The 14926-nt window shown below is 67.1% G+C and carries 10 protein-coding genes and 1 tRNA gene; 5 read left to right on the forward strand and 6 right to left on the reverse strand.

The features are described 5' to 3' along the window. Nucleotides 1-27: 27 nt before the first annotated feature. From OF829_RS17555 to OF829_RS17565, 3 genes are all read right to left on the reverse strand, one after another. On the reverse strand, nt 28-4050 hold the full coding sequence (locus OF829_RS17555) for a PKD domain-containing protein (RefSeq protein WP_264941458.1): 4023 nt from the start codon (nt 4048-4050) through the stop codon (nt 28-30). A gap of 92 nt (nt 4051-4142) precedes the next feature. Next, nucleotides 4143-4802, reverse strand: coding sequence for a response regulator (locus tag OF829_RS17560; protein ID WP_264941459.1), 660 nt, complete (start codon nt 4800-4802; stop codon nt 4143-4145). Continuing rightward, nucleotides 4799-6715, reverse strand: coding sequence for an ATP-binding protein (locus OF829_RS17565; protein ID WP_264941460.1), 1917 nt, complete (start codon nt 6713-6715; stop codon nt 4799-4801). The genes OF829_RS17560 and OF829_RS17565 overlap by 4 nt, the downstream gene beginning before the upstream one ends. A 127-nt stretch (nt 6716-6842) precedes the next feature. Here OF829_RS17565 and OF829_RS17570 point away from each other — a divergent pair. Next, a tRNA-Gly gene (locus OF829_RS17570) sits at nt 6843-6916 on the forward strand. 11 nt (nt 6917-6927) lie between these two features. Here OF829_RS17570 and OF829_RS17575 read toward each other — a convergent pair. Together OF829_RS17575 and OF829_RS17580 are read right to left on the reverse strand one after the other, a co-directional pair. Next, nucleotides 6928-7134 carry a hypothetical protein gene (locus OF829_RS17575; RefSeq protein ID WP_264941461.1) on the reverse strand — a complete coding sequence of 69 codons (207 nt, stop codon included), beginning with the start codon at nt 7132-7134 and terminating at the stop codon, nt 6928-6930. Nucleotides 7135-7138: 4 nt separating this feature from the next. Continuing rightward, entirely contained in the window at nt 7139-8263 is a 1125-nt protein-coding gene (locus OF829_RS17580) for a zinc-binding dehydrogenase (RefSeq protein WP_264941462.1), read from the reverse strand. Between the two features lie 63 nt (nt 8264-8326). Here OF829_RS17580 and OF829_RS17585 point away from each other — a divergent pair, with 63 nt between their 5' ends. Then, nucleotides 8327-9532 carry a CaiB/BaiF CoA transferase family protein gene (locus OF829_RS17585; RefSeq protein ID WP_264941463.1) on the forward strand — a complete coding sequence of 402 codons (1206 nt, stop codon included), beginning with the start codon at nt 8327-8329 and terminating at the stop codon, nt 9530-9532. A gap of 868 nt (nt 9533-10400) precedes the next feature. On the opposite strand, the gene OF829_RS17590 is transcribed toward OF829_RS17585, so the two are convergent. Then, nucleotides 10401-11180 (reverse strand): SDR family NAD(P)-dependent oxidoreductase, encoded by a 780-nt coding sequence (locus tag OF829_RS17590; protein ID WP_264941464.1) that lies wholly within the window; start codon nt 11178-11180, stop codon nt 10401-10403. A gap of 80 nt (nt 11181-11260) precedes the next feature. Here OF829_RS17590 and OF829_RS17595 point away from each other — a divergent pair, with 80 nt between their 5' ends. From OF829_RS17595 to OF829_RS17605, 3 genes are read left to right on the forward strand one after another with little or no spacing between them, the layout of a single operon-like run. Beyond that, the gene (locus OF829_RS17595; RefSeq protein WP_264941465.1) at nt 11261-12037 is read left to right on the forward strand and encodes an enoyl-CoA hydratase-related protein; all 777 of its coding nucleotides are present in this window, start codon (nt 11261-11263) and stop codon (nt 12035-12037) included. Then, a complete protein-coding gene (locus OF829_RS17600) occupies nt 12034-13248 on the forward strand; it encodes an NAD(P)/FAD-dependent oxidoreductase (protein ID WP_264941466.1) in 1215 nt (404 codons plus the stop codon). The genes OF829_RS17595 and OF829_RS17600 overlap by 4 nt, the downstream gene beginning before the upstream one ends. After that, nucleotides 13248-14894, forward strand: a complete 1647-nt coding sequence (locus OF829_RS17605; protein ID WP_264941467.1) for a GH39 family glycosyl hydrolase — start codon at nt 13248-13250, stop codon at nt 14892-14894. Before OF829_RS17600 ends, OF829_RS17605 begins: the two co-directional genes overlap by 1 nt. Nucleotides 14895-14926 lie beyond the last annotated feature (32 nt).

Below are 14926 nucleotides of genomic sequence, written 5' to 3' on the forward strand. Positions count from 1 at the left end.
CGCCACCCCTCCCTTCGCTCCCGCTTGCTACCTGCCGAGCGAGAGCGTCACATGGACGCCGCTATTCTCGTAACTCCCGCCGCCGATGCCGTCGTGGAAGCCCGACACGCCGATGCGGAAGCGGCCGATCAGGACGATGTCCGCGCCGCCTTCGATCCGCATCCGGAAGTCGCTGCCCAGCACATTGGCCGGGTCGAGCCCGAAGGTGTAGATGCCTTCGCCCTCGGCAAAGGGCCGGAGCGTCCAATCTCCGCCGAGATCGAAGAGATGATAGACGTGCGGGCGGAAGCTGATGTCGCCCTGTCCCACGCGCTGGCCCGGAATGCTGACCCCGAACGTGTCTACATAGCCCTTCTGTCGCTCGTCCAGATATCGAACCGTCACTTCCGGTCGGATTCCGGTATTCGTGCCGAGATCGAAGTCGCCGATCAGCGAGCCGCTGTACAAGGCGCGGTGGGTGCCGAAGCCGTCGACGAAGGTGCCGAGCGGCGAGACCTGATTGTCGGAGGTCCCCCATGCGGCACGGAGATCGGCATAGAGCCGCGGCGCCAGCCGGACAGTGGCATAGGGACCCGCCATCCAGCCCTTTCCGTCGGCCGTGCCCGGCGTCCATCCGCCGCGATGCGAGAAGCGGTCGAACTGGACCAGCCCGCCGATCAGCAGGCCGTCGCCCACGCGGTAATCCGCACCGACATAGACGATGCTGAACCGCCCCTGGTGACCCGCATAGCCGAGCGTCGATAGATAGCCCTCGGCCCAGATGTCGAACGCCGAGCCGCCCGCGCCCGGCCTCAGCGCCGAGCTGGCCATCCCGAGGCTCGCCGAAGCGCGCATCCCCGAATTGCCCAGCGTGAGCTGGAACGGCAGATGGCCCGATCCCGGGATCGGCACGCCATAGGCCGAAGCGGATCCCGCGCCCGGCGCCATCCCGTTCAGCCGGTCCAGCCGGCGCTGCAGGTCCGGCTGGCTGGCGAGGATCGCGGCGTTGCGCGCGGTGAGGAAGTTGCGGATCGCCAGGGTCGCCGCGGTGCGGGTATCGGCGCTGGTGAAGGTGCACACCAGATTTTCGTTGGGCGATAGCGTGATCGCGACGCTCCGGTTGGCCAGATTGACCACCGAATCGCTGTCGTTGCAGCTGATCGAGGTCAGCGCATAGCCGGCCGGACGCGTATCCGCGGCGGCAAGCGTGTGCTGGCCCGCAAAGACCTGGGTGGCGGCGCGCTGCCCCGTGCCGTTCGTGGTTATGATCGTGCCGGCGAGCGGCGTGACGTCGGAGGTGAAGCTGAAGCTCGAATCCGCGCCGACGACACGCTGGATGATCGTGATCGTGCCGACCGCCCGAACCGCGATCGTCACCGTATCGGGCTGCGAATTCACCGTCCCGTCGTTGACGACGAGCTGGAACACCAGATTCTGCGTGCCCGTGACATTGGGCGCGACGAAGCTGGGATTGGCGGCGGCGGCGTTGGAGAGGGTGACCGGGGGCCCCGAAATCTGGGTCCATTGATAGGTCAGCGGATTATTGTCCGGATCGCTCGATCCGCTGCCGTTGAGCGTGACGGTCTGGCCGCTGTTGATCGGCCCCTGGTCGGCGCCGGCATTGGCGACCGGCGCGGCGTTGGGATTGACCGAGATGGTCACGCTGTCGGGCGCCGAGCTGGCGATGCCGTCGCTGACGACCAGATCGAAGGTGATCGTCTGGGCGAGCGCGCCGCCGATCGGCGTGGTGAAGGTCGGATTGGCGACGGTTGAGCTCGAAAGCGTCACGGGCGGCCCGCCGGTCTGGACCCATTGATAGGTCAGCGTGTCGCCGTCGCCATCGGCCGAGCCGGCACCGTTGAGCGTCACCTGCGATCCGCCATTGACGGTCACGTCGAGTCCCGCATTGGCGACCGGCGTGACGTTCGCGGGGATGGTGACGTCGATCGAGTCGGGTGCGGAGGTTGAGGTGCCGTCATTGGCGGTCAGGACGAAAGTCAGCACCTGCGCCGATCCGGTCCGCGCCGGGGCGGTGAAGCTCGGCGTGAGCGTGGTGGCGCCGGTCAGCGTCACGGTGGGGCCGCCCAGCTGGGTCCATTGATAGGTCAGCGGATCGCTCTCGGGGTCGGTCGCGGTGCCGGCCAGGGTAACCTGCGAGCCGCCGGGGACGGTGACATCGGGGCCCGCCGAAACCATGGGGGCGCCATTGACCGGGATGGTCACGGTTGTGCTCGCCGTGTTGCTGCCGATGCCGTCGCTGACGGTGAGACTGAAGGTGAGCGTCTGTGCGGCAAGCGTCGAGGGCGGCGCGGTGAAGCTGGCGGTCGCCGAGTTCGCGCCGGTGATCGTCACGGGCGGACCGCCGGTCTGCACCCAGCTATAGGTCAGCGTATCGCCGTCGCCATCGGTCGAGCCGCTGCCGTTGAGCGTGCCCGGCGTGCCTCCGCCCACGGTCTGGGGCGGACCGGCATTGGCCGTGGGGCCGACATTGGCGGGGACGGTGATGTCGACCGTGTCGGGCTGGCCCGTGGTGTTGCCGTCATTGCCGGTCAGCGCGAAGGTGAGCACCTGTGACGAGGCCGTCTTGGCGGGCGCGGTGAAGGTCGGGTTGAGCGTCGTCGCTCCAGTGAGCGTTACCGGTGTTCCCGAATTCTGCGACCAGGCAAAGCTTATCGGATCGTTTTCAAGATCGGTTCCCGAGCCCGAGAGGGTGACGAGGCTCCCCGCGGTCACGGTCGCGTCGGGGCCGGCATTGACGACCGGCGGCGCGTTGGTCGGGATGGTGACGGTGACGTCGGACGGGAAGGAGGTTGCCAGCCCGTCGCTGACGAACAGCCGGAAGGTCATCGTCTGCGCCACGTTGGAGGCGGCGGGGACGGTGAAGCTCGGGGTCGCGGTGGTCGCGCCGGTCAGGGTCGCCGTCGGGCCCGACACCTGCGTCCAGCTATAGGTGATCGGGTCGCCGTCGCCGCCGTTCGAGGCGGTGCCGTTGAGGGTTGCGGTGGTGCCGCCGCCCGCGGCGAAATTGGTGCCCGCATTGGCGACCGGCGCGACGTTCGCGGCGATATTGACCTGAACCTGCGCGGCCACCGAATCCTCGAAGCCGTCATTCACGATCAGGCTGAAATAGAGTTCCTGCACGCCCGTCGTCTTCACGGGTGCCACGAAGCTCGGATTCTGGCTGTTCGGATTGCTGAGCGTCGGCGCGGTCAGCGGCACGTTCGAACCCAGATAGCTCCAGCGATAGGTCAGCGGGTCGTTATTGCCGTCGCTGCCCGCGCCCTGGAGTGTGACCGTCGATCCGCCCGTTACCGTCTGGAACGGGACCGGCGGGGAGGCGACCGGGGCGATATTGTCGATATAGTTGACCGTGACGGTATCGGTGCGGCTGCTCACGCCGTCGCTCACCGTCAGCTGGAAAATGCTGTTGTTGTTGGCGCTGATCGTCGGCGCGGTGAAGGTCGGGTTGGCGGTGTTGGCGCCGGTCAGCGTGACGGGCAGGCCACCGGAAACCACCCATGCATAGGTCAGCGGCTGGCCTTCGGGATCGCTCGATCCGCTGCCGTCCAGCGTCACCGGGGCGAGTTCGCGCACGGTCTGATCGGGTCCCGCATTGGCGACCGGAGGGGCATTGGGGATCAGCATCAGGCACGCGCCGCCCGCGGATTGCAGGCTGGAGGTCGGGATCTGCGCCCGTTCCTCGACGAAGAAGCTTCCGTTGGGGATCCGGTCCTCGACGAGCACGAACAGCGCCGCGGTGGCTTGCTGGGTCGGGGCAATCGCGATCGATCGCGAAACGCTGGTCGATCCGCCGAAAAGCGACTGGGTCAGCGAGCCGAATGCAACGGGTCCGTTGGTGGGCCCGATGCCGGTTCGGAACTGATCGGCGCCGTTATTGTCGGCGCTGGAAAACGCGACATTGGCGGTGAAGGATATCTGGCACTGGCCGGCAATCGCCTGGACCGAGGTGATTGTCAGGTTGGTGGTCGTCGATGCCTGCGCCGCCGAAGCGAGCGTGCAGCCGATCATCGCCGTGCTGAGCAGCAGGCTGCGCTTGAAAACCCTGATCACTCTATACCCCTCCCGAAAAACTATTCGGGGGAGGCTATTCCCTTGGAATCAGGGCCGACATGCCATGGCTATGATGCCATGAACGTGGTGGGTCAGAGCTGGAGCTGGCCGGTCTTCACCGCCTCATACACCGCCTCGCCACGCGAATGGACCGCGAGCTTGCGGTAGATCGACTTGACGTGATTGCCGACCGTGAGCGGCGAGATGCCGAGCAGGCGGGCGGATTCCTTGTAGCTGCCGCCCCTGGCGAACAGCTGGAGCAATTCGACTTCGCGCGGGGTCAGCCCGCTATCCTCCTGCACCGCCGGCTCGATCATCGCCCCGCCATGGCGGAGCCGCTCGAGCAGATAGACCGCCGCGGCGGCGCTGATCGGCGCGCCGCCTTCCAGGGTCACACGGATGCCGTCGAGCACGATAGCCGGATCGCTGTCCTTGAGCAGATAGCCGTCCGCCCCCGCGCGGATCGCGCTGACCACGGTCTCGCGGTCGCCGAACGAGGTCAGGATCAATGCCTTGGCCTCGCCCGCCGCCTTGATCTCGGGGACGAAATCGAGCCCGCTGCCGTCGGGCAGGCCGATATCGACGAGGAAGAGGTCGGGGGCGAGCGCGAGCAGTTCGCGCGCCTTGCCAAGCGTCGGCGCCACCCCGGCGAGATCGAGATCGGGCGCGGCGCTGATGATCTCGATCAGATGCTCGCGCACGATCGGATCGTCGTCGATGATCGCGATGCGCCTGGTGGGTTCGCGGTTCATGCTGCGCGCTGGCTCCGTTCGGGCAAATCGAGCGTCACGCGGGTACCGCCCGCATCGTCGAGCGCCAGCGCGCCGCCCAAACTCTCTGCGCGCGCCGCCATGTTGACCAGCCCACGGCCGCGGGTGCTGGCACCCTTCATGCCCGTCCCATTGTCGGCGACTTCGATCCTGAGCGCGAAGGCCGGATCGGGCGCGGGCGCGATCCGCACCGTGATACGGTCCCCGCCGCTATGCTTGAGCGCGTTGACCACCGCCTCCTGCAGGATGCGGAAAATCTGCAGCACGTCGCGCGGGCCGTAGTCGGGCAGGCGCTCCGCCGTATTGGTCCAGTCGAACGCGAAGCCGGCGCCCTCGACCCGCGCCTGGGTCCGCTCGCGGAAGATCGACAGCGCCGAGGCGAGCGATTCCCCCACCGAATCCATCGAATCGATCATCAGCCGCATCTCGTCGATCACCGCCTGCAGGCCATCGGCGATCGCGGCAGGCTCGGCCTGGCCGCGCTTCGCCATCAGCAGCATCGACATGAGCTGGCTGCCGAGGCCGTCATGCATGTCGCGCATGATCCGCTGGCGCTCGGCCCCATGCGCCTGCTCGCGCACCATCTCCTTCTCGCGCAGATGCGCGGCTTCGAGCGCAGCGGTGCGCTCGACCAATTGCCCTTCGAGCATGGTGTTGAGCTGGTGCGACGACTGGAACAGGCGGATGTTGCGCGCGAGATAGGCCGCGACGATGCCGAGCGTCAGGAAGGGCATGGCGCGGTTCGAATGCTGGTCGGACTCGAACCCCGCCACCGCGCCGATCGCGTCCCACGCCATCAGGGAAAGGCAGAGGCCGAAGATCGCAGTTTCCCAATAGCTGCCTTCGGGATTGCGGATCACGCGCCACCCGAACAGCCCCGCCGCCGCGACCACTATCGCCAGCACGAACCACTGCGTCACCAGATCGACGGTGTCGACCTTGTCCCACAGTCCGAACACGAAGATCGTCCCGATCGCTGCGAGCAGCACGACATAGGCCCCGAGCGACACGCGCCCGATCCATTTGCTTGGGGCTCCGATCCAGTGATTGGCGAGGTTCAGCCACGCCACCGGCACGAAGCCGACGCACGCGAACAGGAAGAACATCCGTGCGATGCCGTGAATTGGCGGATCGGTCAGGTAGAAATAGAGCAGCCGCAGCGTCCAGCCGAGCACCACCGCGAGCATCCAGAACAAAACCGCCTGGCGATTGCCGCGCACCCACACCACGAACACCAGAATCGCCATCACCGCGCCGATGGCGAGGCTCATCGTCAGATAGTCGTTGAGGGTGAATGCCCGGCTGGCGAAGGCGGCGGCCAGCGGTTCGTACGGCGCGATCGTCGCCCCGCCGACGAAGAAGAAGGGGGCGCCATCGTCGCGGACGAGGATGAATTCGAGCGTGTTCCTGCCCGGCTTGAGCACCGCTTCGGGGATGCGGAACACGCGGCGGACATTGCCGTGATAGGTCGCGCCCGGCAGCCGCATCGATCCTTCGGCGTAGATCGTCGAACCGTTGACCAGCATCCGGTAATTATCCGCCCCGATCTTCGGCATGATGCCCAGCGGCGGCGATCCCGCGGGCAGGTCGAAGGTCAGCCGGACCGCGCGGTATCCGGGATCGCAGCAATCGGCGATCGGGAGCTCCCCGGGCTTGAACTCGGCCTGGGCGAGCCCCGCCGGATCGGGGGATGCGAGCCGGGCATAAAGCGGCGCGCTGAGTTCGATCCCGCCCGGCAAGGGCGGCGGCGGCGCGAAGACGAAGGGCGAGATGATCAGCCAATAGATCAGCTGTGCGGCGAGGAAGGCCAGCGCCGTCCGGACCAGCGCCGCGCGCGTCGCGCCCTCGGGCCAGCCGGGAAGCCGCACTGCCGCCCCTCCGAAACGCTGATTCATCGCCGATCCCCCCTCGGCACCTGCTTTATGGCATGCGGCGCGTCTTCGTCATGCCCTGAATATGGCACCCGCCCCGCAAAGGGATTTGACAAGGCATGGACCCCAGCCGATATGACCCGCCGCGCTCGCGGGTGTAGCTCAATGGCAGAGCAGAAGCTTCCCAAGCTTACGACGAGGGTTCGATTCCCTTCACCCGCTCCACGCTTTCGCCGCTAGTCATCAAGTTTGACGCGGATGCAGGGTCGAAAGGCATCCGCGCTTTCGTCTTTACGATGCCACACCTCGACGACATCGAAATAGCGAAAATAGCCCTCTACCTCGACCGCGAGATACTCCCCGGCGCGCGGCAAGCAGGCAAATGTTCCGACCATCAACAGCTTCCTGTCGTCTGCGCCTTCAAAGACTTCAATCTCGATCATCGCCCTAACGGCTCGGGTCGATCAGATATTTTTCCCCCGTCGCCTTGCGCTGATAGGCCGCCGCCACGTCCGGCTTGAGCGCTTCGGCCAGGCCGATCGTCGCGGTATAGTGGCTCGCGAAGGTGGTGGTGAGCTCGTCGGCCACGCGCTGGCGCAGGCGCATGCCGGTTTCCATCCCGGCCTTCATCAGGAAGGGCGTGAGCAGCCAGCCGCTGACGCTCCAGCTCAGGCCGAACTGGCGGTCGAGATAGGTGGGGCCCACGTCGAGCATGCCATAGATATAGACCTGCTTGAGCACGCTCGAACCGTAACGGCTATAGGGCTGGCCGCGGCTGGCCGCCGCTTCCATCGCGTGGAGGATCTGGTTGGCGAGCTTGCCGCCGCCGATCGCGTCGAAGGCGAGGGTGGCGCCGGTCGCGGCGCAGGCTTCGGTGAGCTGGGCCTGGAAGTCTTCGGCGCTGCTGTCGAGGATTACGGCCGCGCCGATCTCGCGCAGGATCGCTGCCTGTTCTTCGCTACGGACGATGTTGACCAGCGGGACGCCGTCCTTGAGGCAGATGCGGTTGAGCATCTGGCCGAGGTTCGAGGCGGCCGCGGTGTGGACGATGGCCTTGTGGCCCTCGGCACGCATCGTCTCGACGAACATCAGCGAGGTCAGCGGATTGACGAACATCGAGGCGCCGTCGGCGGCGGTGGCGCCTTCGGGCAGGGGCATGACGCCCTGTGCGGCGAGCTTGCGATAGGTCGCGTACATCGCGCCGCCGATCATGCCGACCTTCTTGCCGAGCAGCGCGGTGACGTTGTCGCCTGCCGCGACGACGGTTCCCGCGCCTTCGTTGCCTACAGCCATCGATTCGTCGAGCCGCGCGGCCATGGCGGGCATGCGCTGGGCGGGGATATCGGCGGTGAGGATGGGGCGCTCGGCGGTGCCGCCGGCAGCGAGGGTGGCCATGTCGGCGGGGCCGAGGAGGAGGCCGAGGTCCGAGGGGTTGATCGGCGCGGCCTCGACGCGGACCACGACTTCGTCCGGGCCGGGGGCGCCGACCTGCACCTCCTCGAGATTGAGGACGAGCTTGCCCGCGCTGGTGACCGTCGAGCGGAGTTCGAGTCCCGTCAGTGCTTCGCCCATATCGCCTCTCCCTGTTTGGCGGGGGTGATAGCGCGCGCGGCAAGGTGCGGCTAGGTGGGGAGCATGACCGATCCACGACCCGCTCCGCTTGCCGGCCGCAAAGTCCTCGATCTCTCGCGCGTGCTCGCGGGGCCATGGGCCACGATGGTGCTCGCCGATCTCGGCGCCGAGGTGATCAAGGTCGAGAACCCCAAAGGCGGCGACGATACGCGCGCCTGGGGACCGCCCTATGCCGGGACCGAGAGCGCCTATTATCTGTGCGCGAACCGCAACAAGCGCAGCATCGCGCTCGATCTGTCGACGGCCGAGGGGCAGGAGATCGTCCGGGCGCTGGCCCGCGACGCGGACGTGCTGGTCGAGAATTACAAGCTGGGCGGGCTCGACAGATTCGGGCTCGATTATGCGTCGATCGCGGCGATCAACCCGCGGATCGTCTATTGCTCGATCTCGGGATATGGGCGGACGTCGCCGATCGCCGCGCGGCCGGGCTATGACTATGTCATCCAGGCCGAGGGCGGGCTGATGTCGATCACCGGCGAGGTGGACGGGCAGCCGATGAAGGTCGGCGTGGCGGTTGCGGACCTGTTCACCGGCATGGCGGCGGCGCAGGCGGTGCTGGCAGGACTGATCGCGGCGGACCGCGACGGAGTGGGGCAGCATATCGATCTGGCGCTCTACGATTGCCAGCTGGCGATGCTGGCGAATGTCGGGAGCGCGGCGCTGGTTTCGGGGAGCGAGCCCAAGCGGTTCGGCAACGGGCATCCGACGGTGGTGCCCTATCAGGTGTTCGACACGAGCGACGGCCGCGTGGTGATCGCGGCGGGGAATGACCGGCAGTTTTCGGCTTTGTGCGGGAAGCTGCTGGGGCGGCCCGATCTGGCGGCGGATGCGCGGTTCGCGACCAATGCGGGGCGGGTGACCAACCGCGAGGCGTTGCTGGCGGAGATCGTGCCGTTGATCGCGGCGCGGACGACCGAGTGGTGGCTGGAGGGGCTACGCGAGGTCGGGGTGCCTTCGGGCGAGGTGCGCGGCGTCGGCGCGGCGCTGAACGCGCCCGAGGCGGTGGCGCGCGAGATGGTGGTGACGCTGCCGCATCCGAGCGCGGGCGAGGTGAAGATCGTCGCCTCGCCGCTCAAGCTGGGGGGGACGCCGGTGGTCGATCCGGTCGCGCCGCCGCTGCTGGGGCAGGATACGCGCGCGGTGCTGGCGGGGCTGGGCTATGACGATGCGGCGATCGAACGGATGATCGCGACCGCAGTCGTCGCCTGACACGCCGAAACGAAAGTTGACACTAGCTTCACACTGCCGCGCACCTTCCCGGCGGCCTGCGTTCCGGATGGATTTGCGATGTCAAAGAGCGGCCGGAATGCCTCCGGCGTACCAAGCTAAGCCGTTGAAATCCAACAATGCAAGCGGCAAGGCTGCTTAAAGAGGAGGCGCCAAAAGAGGTTGGCGACCATCTGTTTTTCAAACCCCTGGGCACCATGATCGCTTTCGACCCATTCCGGTCGTCGAAGCGGCCAGTGCCAATCCTCAATAGCGGACTTATTTGGCGCAGGCAGCATCGTAAAAAGGGAGATACCGAAACCGCCACCCGAATACCCCTGTCGGACGGTCAAACCCGTTCATCCAATCAAATCGGCCAAGGAACGCCGCGTCCAACCCTAGCTGCGGGGTGCATGGTTCCTGCAGTGGGCACGATGCAAGGACACCTTTTATCGGATCAATTGAAACGCAGTCTTTCTCGCTCATAATCGCGAACCTGCCGTGACCGACGCTATATAGATTCAACCCCCCATTACCGAGGCGGCCACCTCCATCGTTTAGTGCCATCGTGATCCGTCTATTGTCAGCGGTTAGAAGAGCAATCGTACGGTGATCTACGCCCGTCCGCGCTTCGATGCCGGAACTGCGTATGGTGAGCACTGCTCCGCTGAATCCCAACTCCGTCGAAGCAGAAGAACCGGGGGCGGGGGCCGCGCTAAGGGCGGGTGAGCTAAGGATAATGAATACTACGACCATCCATCGTAACATGACCCGCTCCTTAGGTCCGATTTGCCCCTTCATCTGCTCAAAGCCGCCAGACGGCAATCCACCCAATCCCCGCCCTTCGCGACTGGGGTTTGTCCCCGAACCGTCAGCGCATCCCCATCCGGATCGCGCCATCCAGCCGCACGCATTCGCCGTTGAAATAGCCGTTGCGGATCATCTCTAGCGCGAGGCTGGCATATTCGTCGGGGTTGCCGAGCCGCGAGGGGTTGGGGACCGAGGCTTCGAGTGCGGTGCGGACATTCTCGGGAACGCCGCGCAGCAGCGGGGTGTCGAAAACGCCGGGCAGGATCGAATTCACCCGGATCAGGTCGCGGGCGAGATCGCGTGCGATGGGGAGGGTCATGCCGACGATCGCGCCCTTGGAGGCCGAATAGGCGGCCTGGCCCATCTGCCCGTCCTGCGCGGCGACCGAGGCGGTGTTGATGATGACGCCGCGCTCGCCCTCGACCGGATCGATCGCGAGCATGCCCGCCGCGGCGCGGGTGATGCAGCGAAAGGTGCCGACGGTGTTGAGCTGGAGGATGAAGGCGAAGGCGGCGCTGGGGAATTGCTTGATCTCGCCGGTCGCCTTGTCGCGATAGGCCGTCTTGATCGAATTGCCGCTGCCCGCGCAGTTGACGAGGATGCGCTCCTGACCGTGCGCGGCGCGGGCCTTTTCGAAGGCGGCGTCGAGCGAGTCGTCCGAAAGCACATCGGCGCGGCAGAAGATGCCGCCGATTTCCTCCGCCATCCTGGGGCCCGCTTCCTCCTGGATGTCGAACACCGCGACCTTGACGCCCTGCGCCGCGAGCGCGCGTGCCGTAGCGGCGCCCAGGCCGGAGGCGGCGCCGGTGACCACGGCGGCGACGGATGAATCGAGCTTCATTGCATTCTCTCCCGGGATGCGGTCGCTTGCCGCTTCGTGCGGACGGGCTTAGCGGGGACGCAGGAGCGAAGGGAAGAGGCATGAGCGACGTTCTGTTCGAGATGCAGCGCCAGGTGGCCGTGGTGCGGCTCAACCGGCCCGACCGGCTCAATGCGCTGAGCCCCGACATGCTCGACCTGCTGCGCGAGACGCTGTTGCGCGCGGTCGAGGAAGGCGCTCGCGCGGTGCTGGTGACCGGCGAGGGGCGGGCATTCTGCTCGGGCGCCGATCTGGCGGCGAGCGCGGCGGGGATGGGGGTGCGCGATCCGGGCGTGTCGCTGCGGGCGCATTACCATCCGGTGGCGGAGACCTTCGCGGCGTTGCCGATTCCGGTGGTGACCGCGGTGAACGGCGCCGCGGCGGGGGCGGGGGCTTCGCTCGCGCTGCTGGGGGATATCGTGGTGATGGCGCGCTCGGCCTATCTGCTGCTCGCCTTCGCCAATATCGGGCTGGTGCCCGATGCGGGGGCGACCTGGCTGATCGCCAAGAGCGCGGGACGCGCCAAGGTGCTCGAAATGGCGCTGCTCGGCGAGCGGATGAGCGCCGAGGATGCGCGCGACGCCGGGATGGTGAGCCGCGTGGTCGATGACGAGGCGCTGATGGACGAGGCGATGGGCGTCGCGCAGAAGCTCGCCGCGATGCCGACCAAGGCGCTGGGGATGATCCGCAAGCAGGTCGCGGCGGCGCTGACGGGGACCCTGTCGAGCACGCTGGAGGTCGAGGCCGATCACCAGAGCGCGGCGGCGAAGACCGCGGACTTCATGGAAGGCGTGACGGCGTTCCTGCAGAAGCGCAAGCCGGAGTTTACCGGCCAGTGAAGCGCTATGACGTCGTGATCGTCGGGGCGGGCCATGCCGGCGCGCAGGCGGCGATCGCGCTTCGGCAGAACAAGTTCGAGGGCTCGATCGCGGTGATCGGGGACGAGCCCGAATATCCGTACGAGCGGCCACCGCTGTCGAAGGAATATTTCGCGGGGGAGAAGGCGTTCGAGCGGATCCTGATCCGGCCCGCGGCCTTTTGGGGCGAGCGGGGGATCGAGATGCTGCTCGGCAAGCGGGTGACGCGGGTGGGGCCGACGTCGCATGTCGTCAGCATCGGCGAGGAGATGATCGGCTATGGTGCGCTGATCTGGGCGGCCGGGGGCAAGCCGCGGCTGCTGCCGAGCGGCGGGCATGAATTGGCGGGCGTGCATACGGTGCGGACGCGGGCCGATGCCGATGCGATGCTGGGTGAGCTTGAGGGCGTCGAACGCGTGGTGGTGATCGGCGGGGGCTATATCGGGCTCGAGGCGGCGGCGGTGCTGCGCAAGTTCGGGAAGCAGGTGACCGTGCTCGAGGCGATGGACCGGGTGCTGGCGCGCGTCGCGGGCGAGCCGCTGTCGCGCTTCTACGAGGCCGAGCATCGCGCGCATGGCGTGACGGTGCGGCTGGGCGAGCAGGTCGTGGGGCTTGAAGGCGAGACCAAGGTTGCCGGGGTGCGGCTGGCTGACGGTGAAGTCGTGCCTGCCGATCTGGTGATCGTCGGAATCGGGATCGTGCCTTCGGTCGAGCCCCTGCTTGCGGCGGGGGCCGAGGGCGGGAACGGCGTGCTGGTGGACGCGCAGTGCCGCACCTCGCTGCCCGATGTCTTCGCGGTCGGCGATTGCGCGCTCCATTCGAACCGCTTCGCAGAAGGTGCCGTCATCCGGCTGGAATCGGTGCAGAATGCCAACGACCAGGCGAGTGTCGCGGTGAAGACGATCCTGGGGCAGGAGGCGGCCTATGAGGCGGTGCCGTGGTTCTGGTCGAACCAGTATGACCTGAAGCTCCAGACCGTCGGGCTCTCGATCGGGCATGATGCGACGGTGGTGCGCGGGCGTCCGGAGGATCGGAGTTTTTCGGTGGTGTATCTGCGGCAGGGCCGGGTGATCGCGCTCGACTGCGTCAACGCGACCAAGGATTATGTCGGCGGGCGGCGGCTGGTGGTGGCGGGGCTCTCGCCCGATCCCGCCTTGCTGGCCGATACGCGGATTCCGTTGAAGGAGCTGTGATGCGCTATCTCCTCGCGTTTGCCGCCGCGCTGCTGGCAATGCCCGTTTCGGCGCAGGACTTTGCCGTGCCGATGACGGTGGATGCGAGCACGCCGGTGGGGCAACTCGCCCCGATCTGGCGCTTCTTCGGCGCCGACGAGCCCAATTACGCAACGATGAAGGATGGGCGGAAGCTGCTCACCCATCTGGGCGCGCTGCGCCCGGGCGAGATCTGGTTCCGCGCGCACAACCTGCTCACCAGCGGCGACGGCACGCCTGCGTTCAAATGGGGGAGCACCAACGCCTATACCGAGGATGCGGCGGGCAATCCGGTGTACAACTGGACGATCTCCGACGCGATCATCGACAGCTATCGCGCACGGGGCATCCATCCCTATCTCGAGGTCGGCTTCATGCCCGAGGCGCTGTCGAGCGCTCCGCCGGGGATGCGCTACCAGCATGACTGGCGCCCGACCGTCAGTGGCTCGAGCTTCGACGGCGGCTGGCAATATCCGCCCAGGGACTATGGCCGATGGGAGGAGCTGGTCTATCGCTGGACGCTCCACAATGTGGAGCGATACGGGCGCGACGAAGTGCTGCGCTGGTATTTCGAGACGTGGAACGAGGCCAATCTGTCCGCCTATTGGAAGGGGACGCCGGAGGAATTCTACCGGCTCCACGACGTGACCGTTGCTGGCATTCGCCGCGCGCTGCCCGGTGCGCGGGTGGGCGGGCCCGATGTCGCCGGGGCGGGCGGGACGTTCATGGACGGCTTCCTCGCGCATGTCGTGGCGCAGGGCACGCCGACCGATTTCCTTGCCTTCCACGCCAAGGGGGCGCCAACGCTGGTCGACGGGCATATCCGGATGGGGCTCGACGCGCAGTTGCGCACCGTCGATCAGGGCTTCGCCAAGATCGCGGCCGTGCCGGCCCTCAAGGACAAGCCGATCGTGATCGGCGAGAATGATCCGGAAGGCTGTGCGGCCTGTTCGGGCCCGGGGGTCAATTACCGCAACGGCACCGTCTATTCGAGCTATACCGCCGCCAGCTTTCCGCGGCTGTGGGAACTGGCGGCGCGGCACAGGGTCAACCTCGAAGGCGCGCTGACCTGGGCCTTCACCTTCGAGGACCAGCCCTGGTTCGCAGGATACCGCCAGCTGGCGAGCAACGGCATCGACCTGCCGGTGCTCAACACCTTCCGCCTGTTTGCGATGCTGGGGCCGACGCAGCTGGCGGCGACGAGCGCGAGGCAGGCGCCGCTCGACGCGATTCTCAAGGATGGGGTCCGGGGTGACCCGGATGTCGGCGTGCTGGCGACGCGGACCGCCGACGGCAGGATCGCGATCCTCGTCTGGCATTATCATGACGATGATGTCGCGGGGCCCTCGGCGCAGGTGTCGATCGCGCTGACGGGGCTCGGCAAGGCGCGGGTGGCGAGGGTGACCCAGTGGCGCGTCGACGGCAGCCATGGCAACGCCTTCGCCGCCTGGAACGCGATGGGATCACCGCGTTCGGTCAATCGCGATCAATATGCCGCGCTCGAAACTGCATCGCAGATGGTGCCGGAGGCTTGGGCGGCGCCGGTTGCCGTGAAGCGTGGGCGGGCGGATATCGCCTTCGGGCTGCCGCGGCAGGGCGTATCGCTGCTGATCGTCGAACCCCGCTAGACGGGGTGGCGCAGGCCCGGCCCCGGAGCTAA

The organism is Sphingomonas caeni, assembly GCF_026013415.1.
Lineage (GTDB): Bacteria > Pseudomonadota > Alphaproteobacteria > Sphingomonadales > Sphingomonadaceae > Sphingomonas > Sphingomonas caeni.

What these genes read in the sequence shown, in the direction of transcription:
- OF829_RS17580 (WP_264941462.1), bottom strand. Translation starts at nt 8,263, where the DNA reads ATGGGCGAAGCACTGACGGGACTCGAACTCCGCTCGACGGTCACCAGC.
- OF829_RS17590 (WP_264941464.1), bottom strand. Translation starts at nt 11,180, where the DNA reads ATGAAGCTCGATTCATCCGTCGCCGCCGTGGTCACCGGCGCCGCCTCC.
- OF829_RS17585 (WP_264941463.1), top strand. Translation starts at nt 8,327, where the DNA reads ATGACCGATCCACGACCCGCTCCGCTTGCCGGCCGCAAAGTCCTCGAT.
- OF829_RS17565 (WP_264941460.1), bottom strand. Translation starts at nt 6,715, where the DNA reads ATGAATCAGCGTTTCGGAGGGGCGGCAGTGCGGCTTCCCGGCTGGCCC.
- OF829_RS17595 (WP_264941465.1), top strand. Translation starts at nt 11,261, where the DNA reads ATGAGCGACGTTCTGTTCGAGATGCAGCGCCAGGTGGCCGTGGTGCGG.
- OF829_RS17575 (WP_264941461.1), bottom strand. Translation starts at nt 7,134, where the DNA reads ATGATCGAGATTGAAGTCTTTGAAGGCGCAGACGACAGGAAGCTGTTG.
- OF829_RS17560 (WP_264941459.1), bottom strand. Translation starts at nt 4,802, where the DNA reads ATGAACCGCGAACCCACCAGGCGCATCGCGATCATCGACGACGATCCG.
- OF829_RS17605 (WP_264941467.1), top strand. Translation starts at nt 13,248, where the DNA reads ATGCGCTATCTCCTCGCGTTTGCCGCCGCGCTGCTGGCAATGCCCGTT.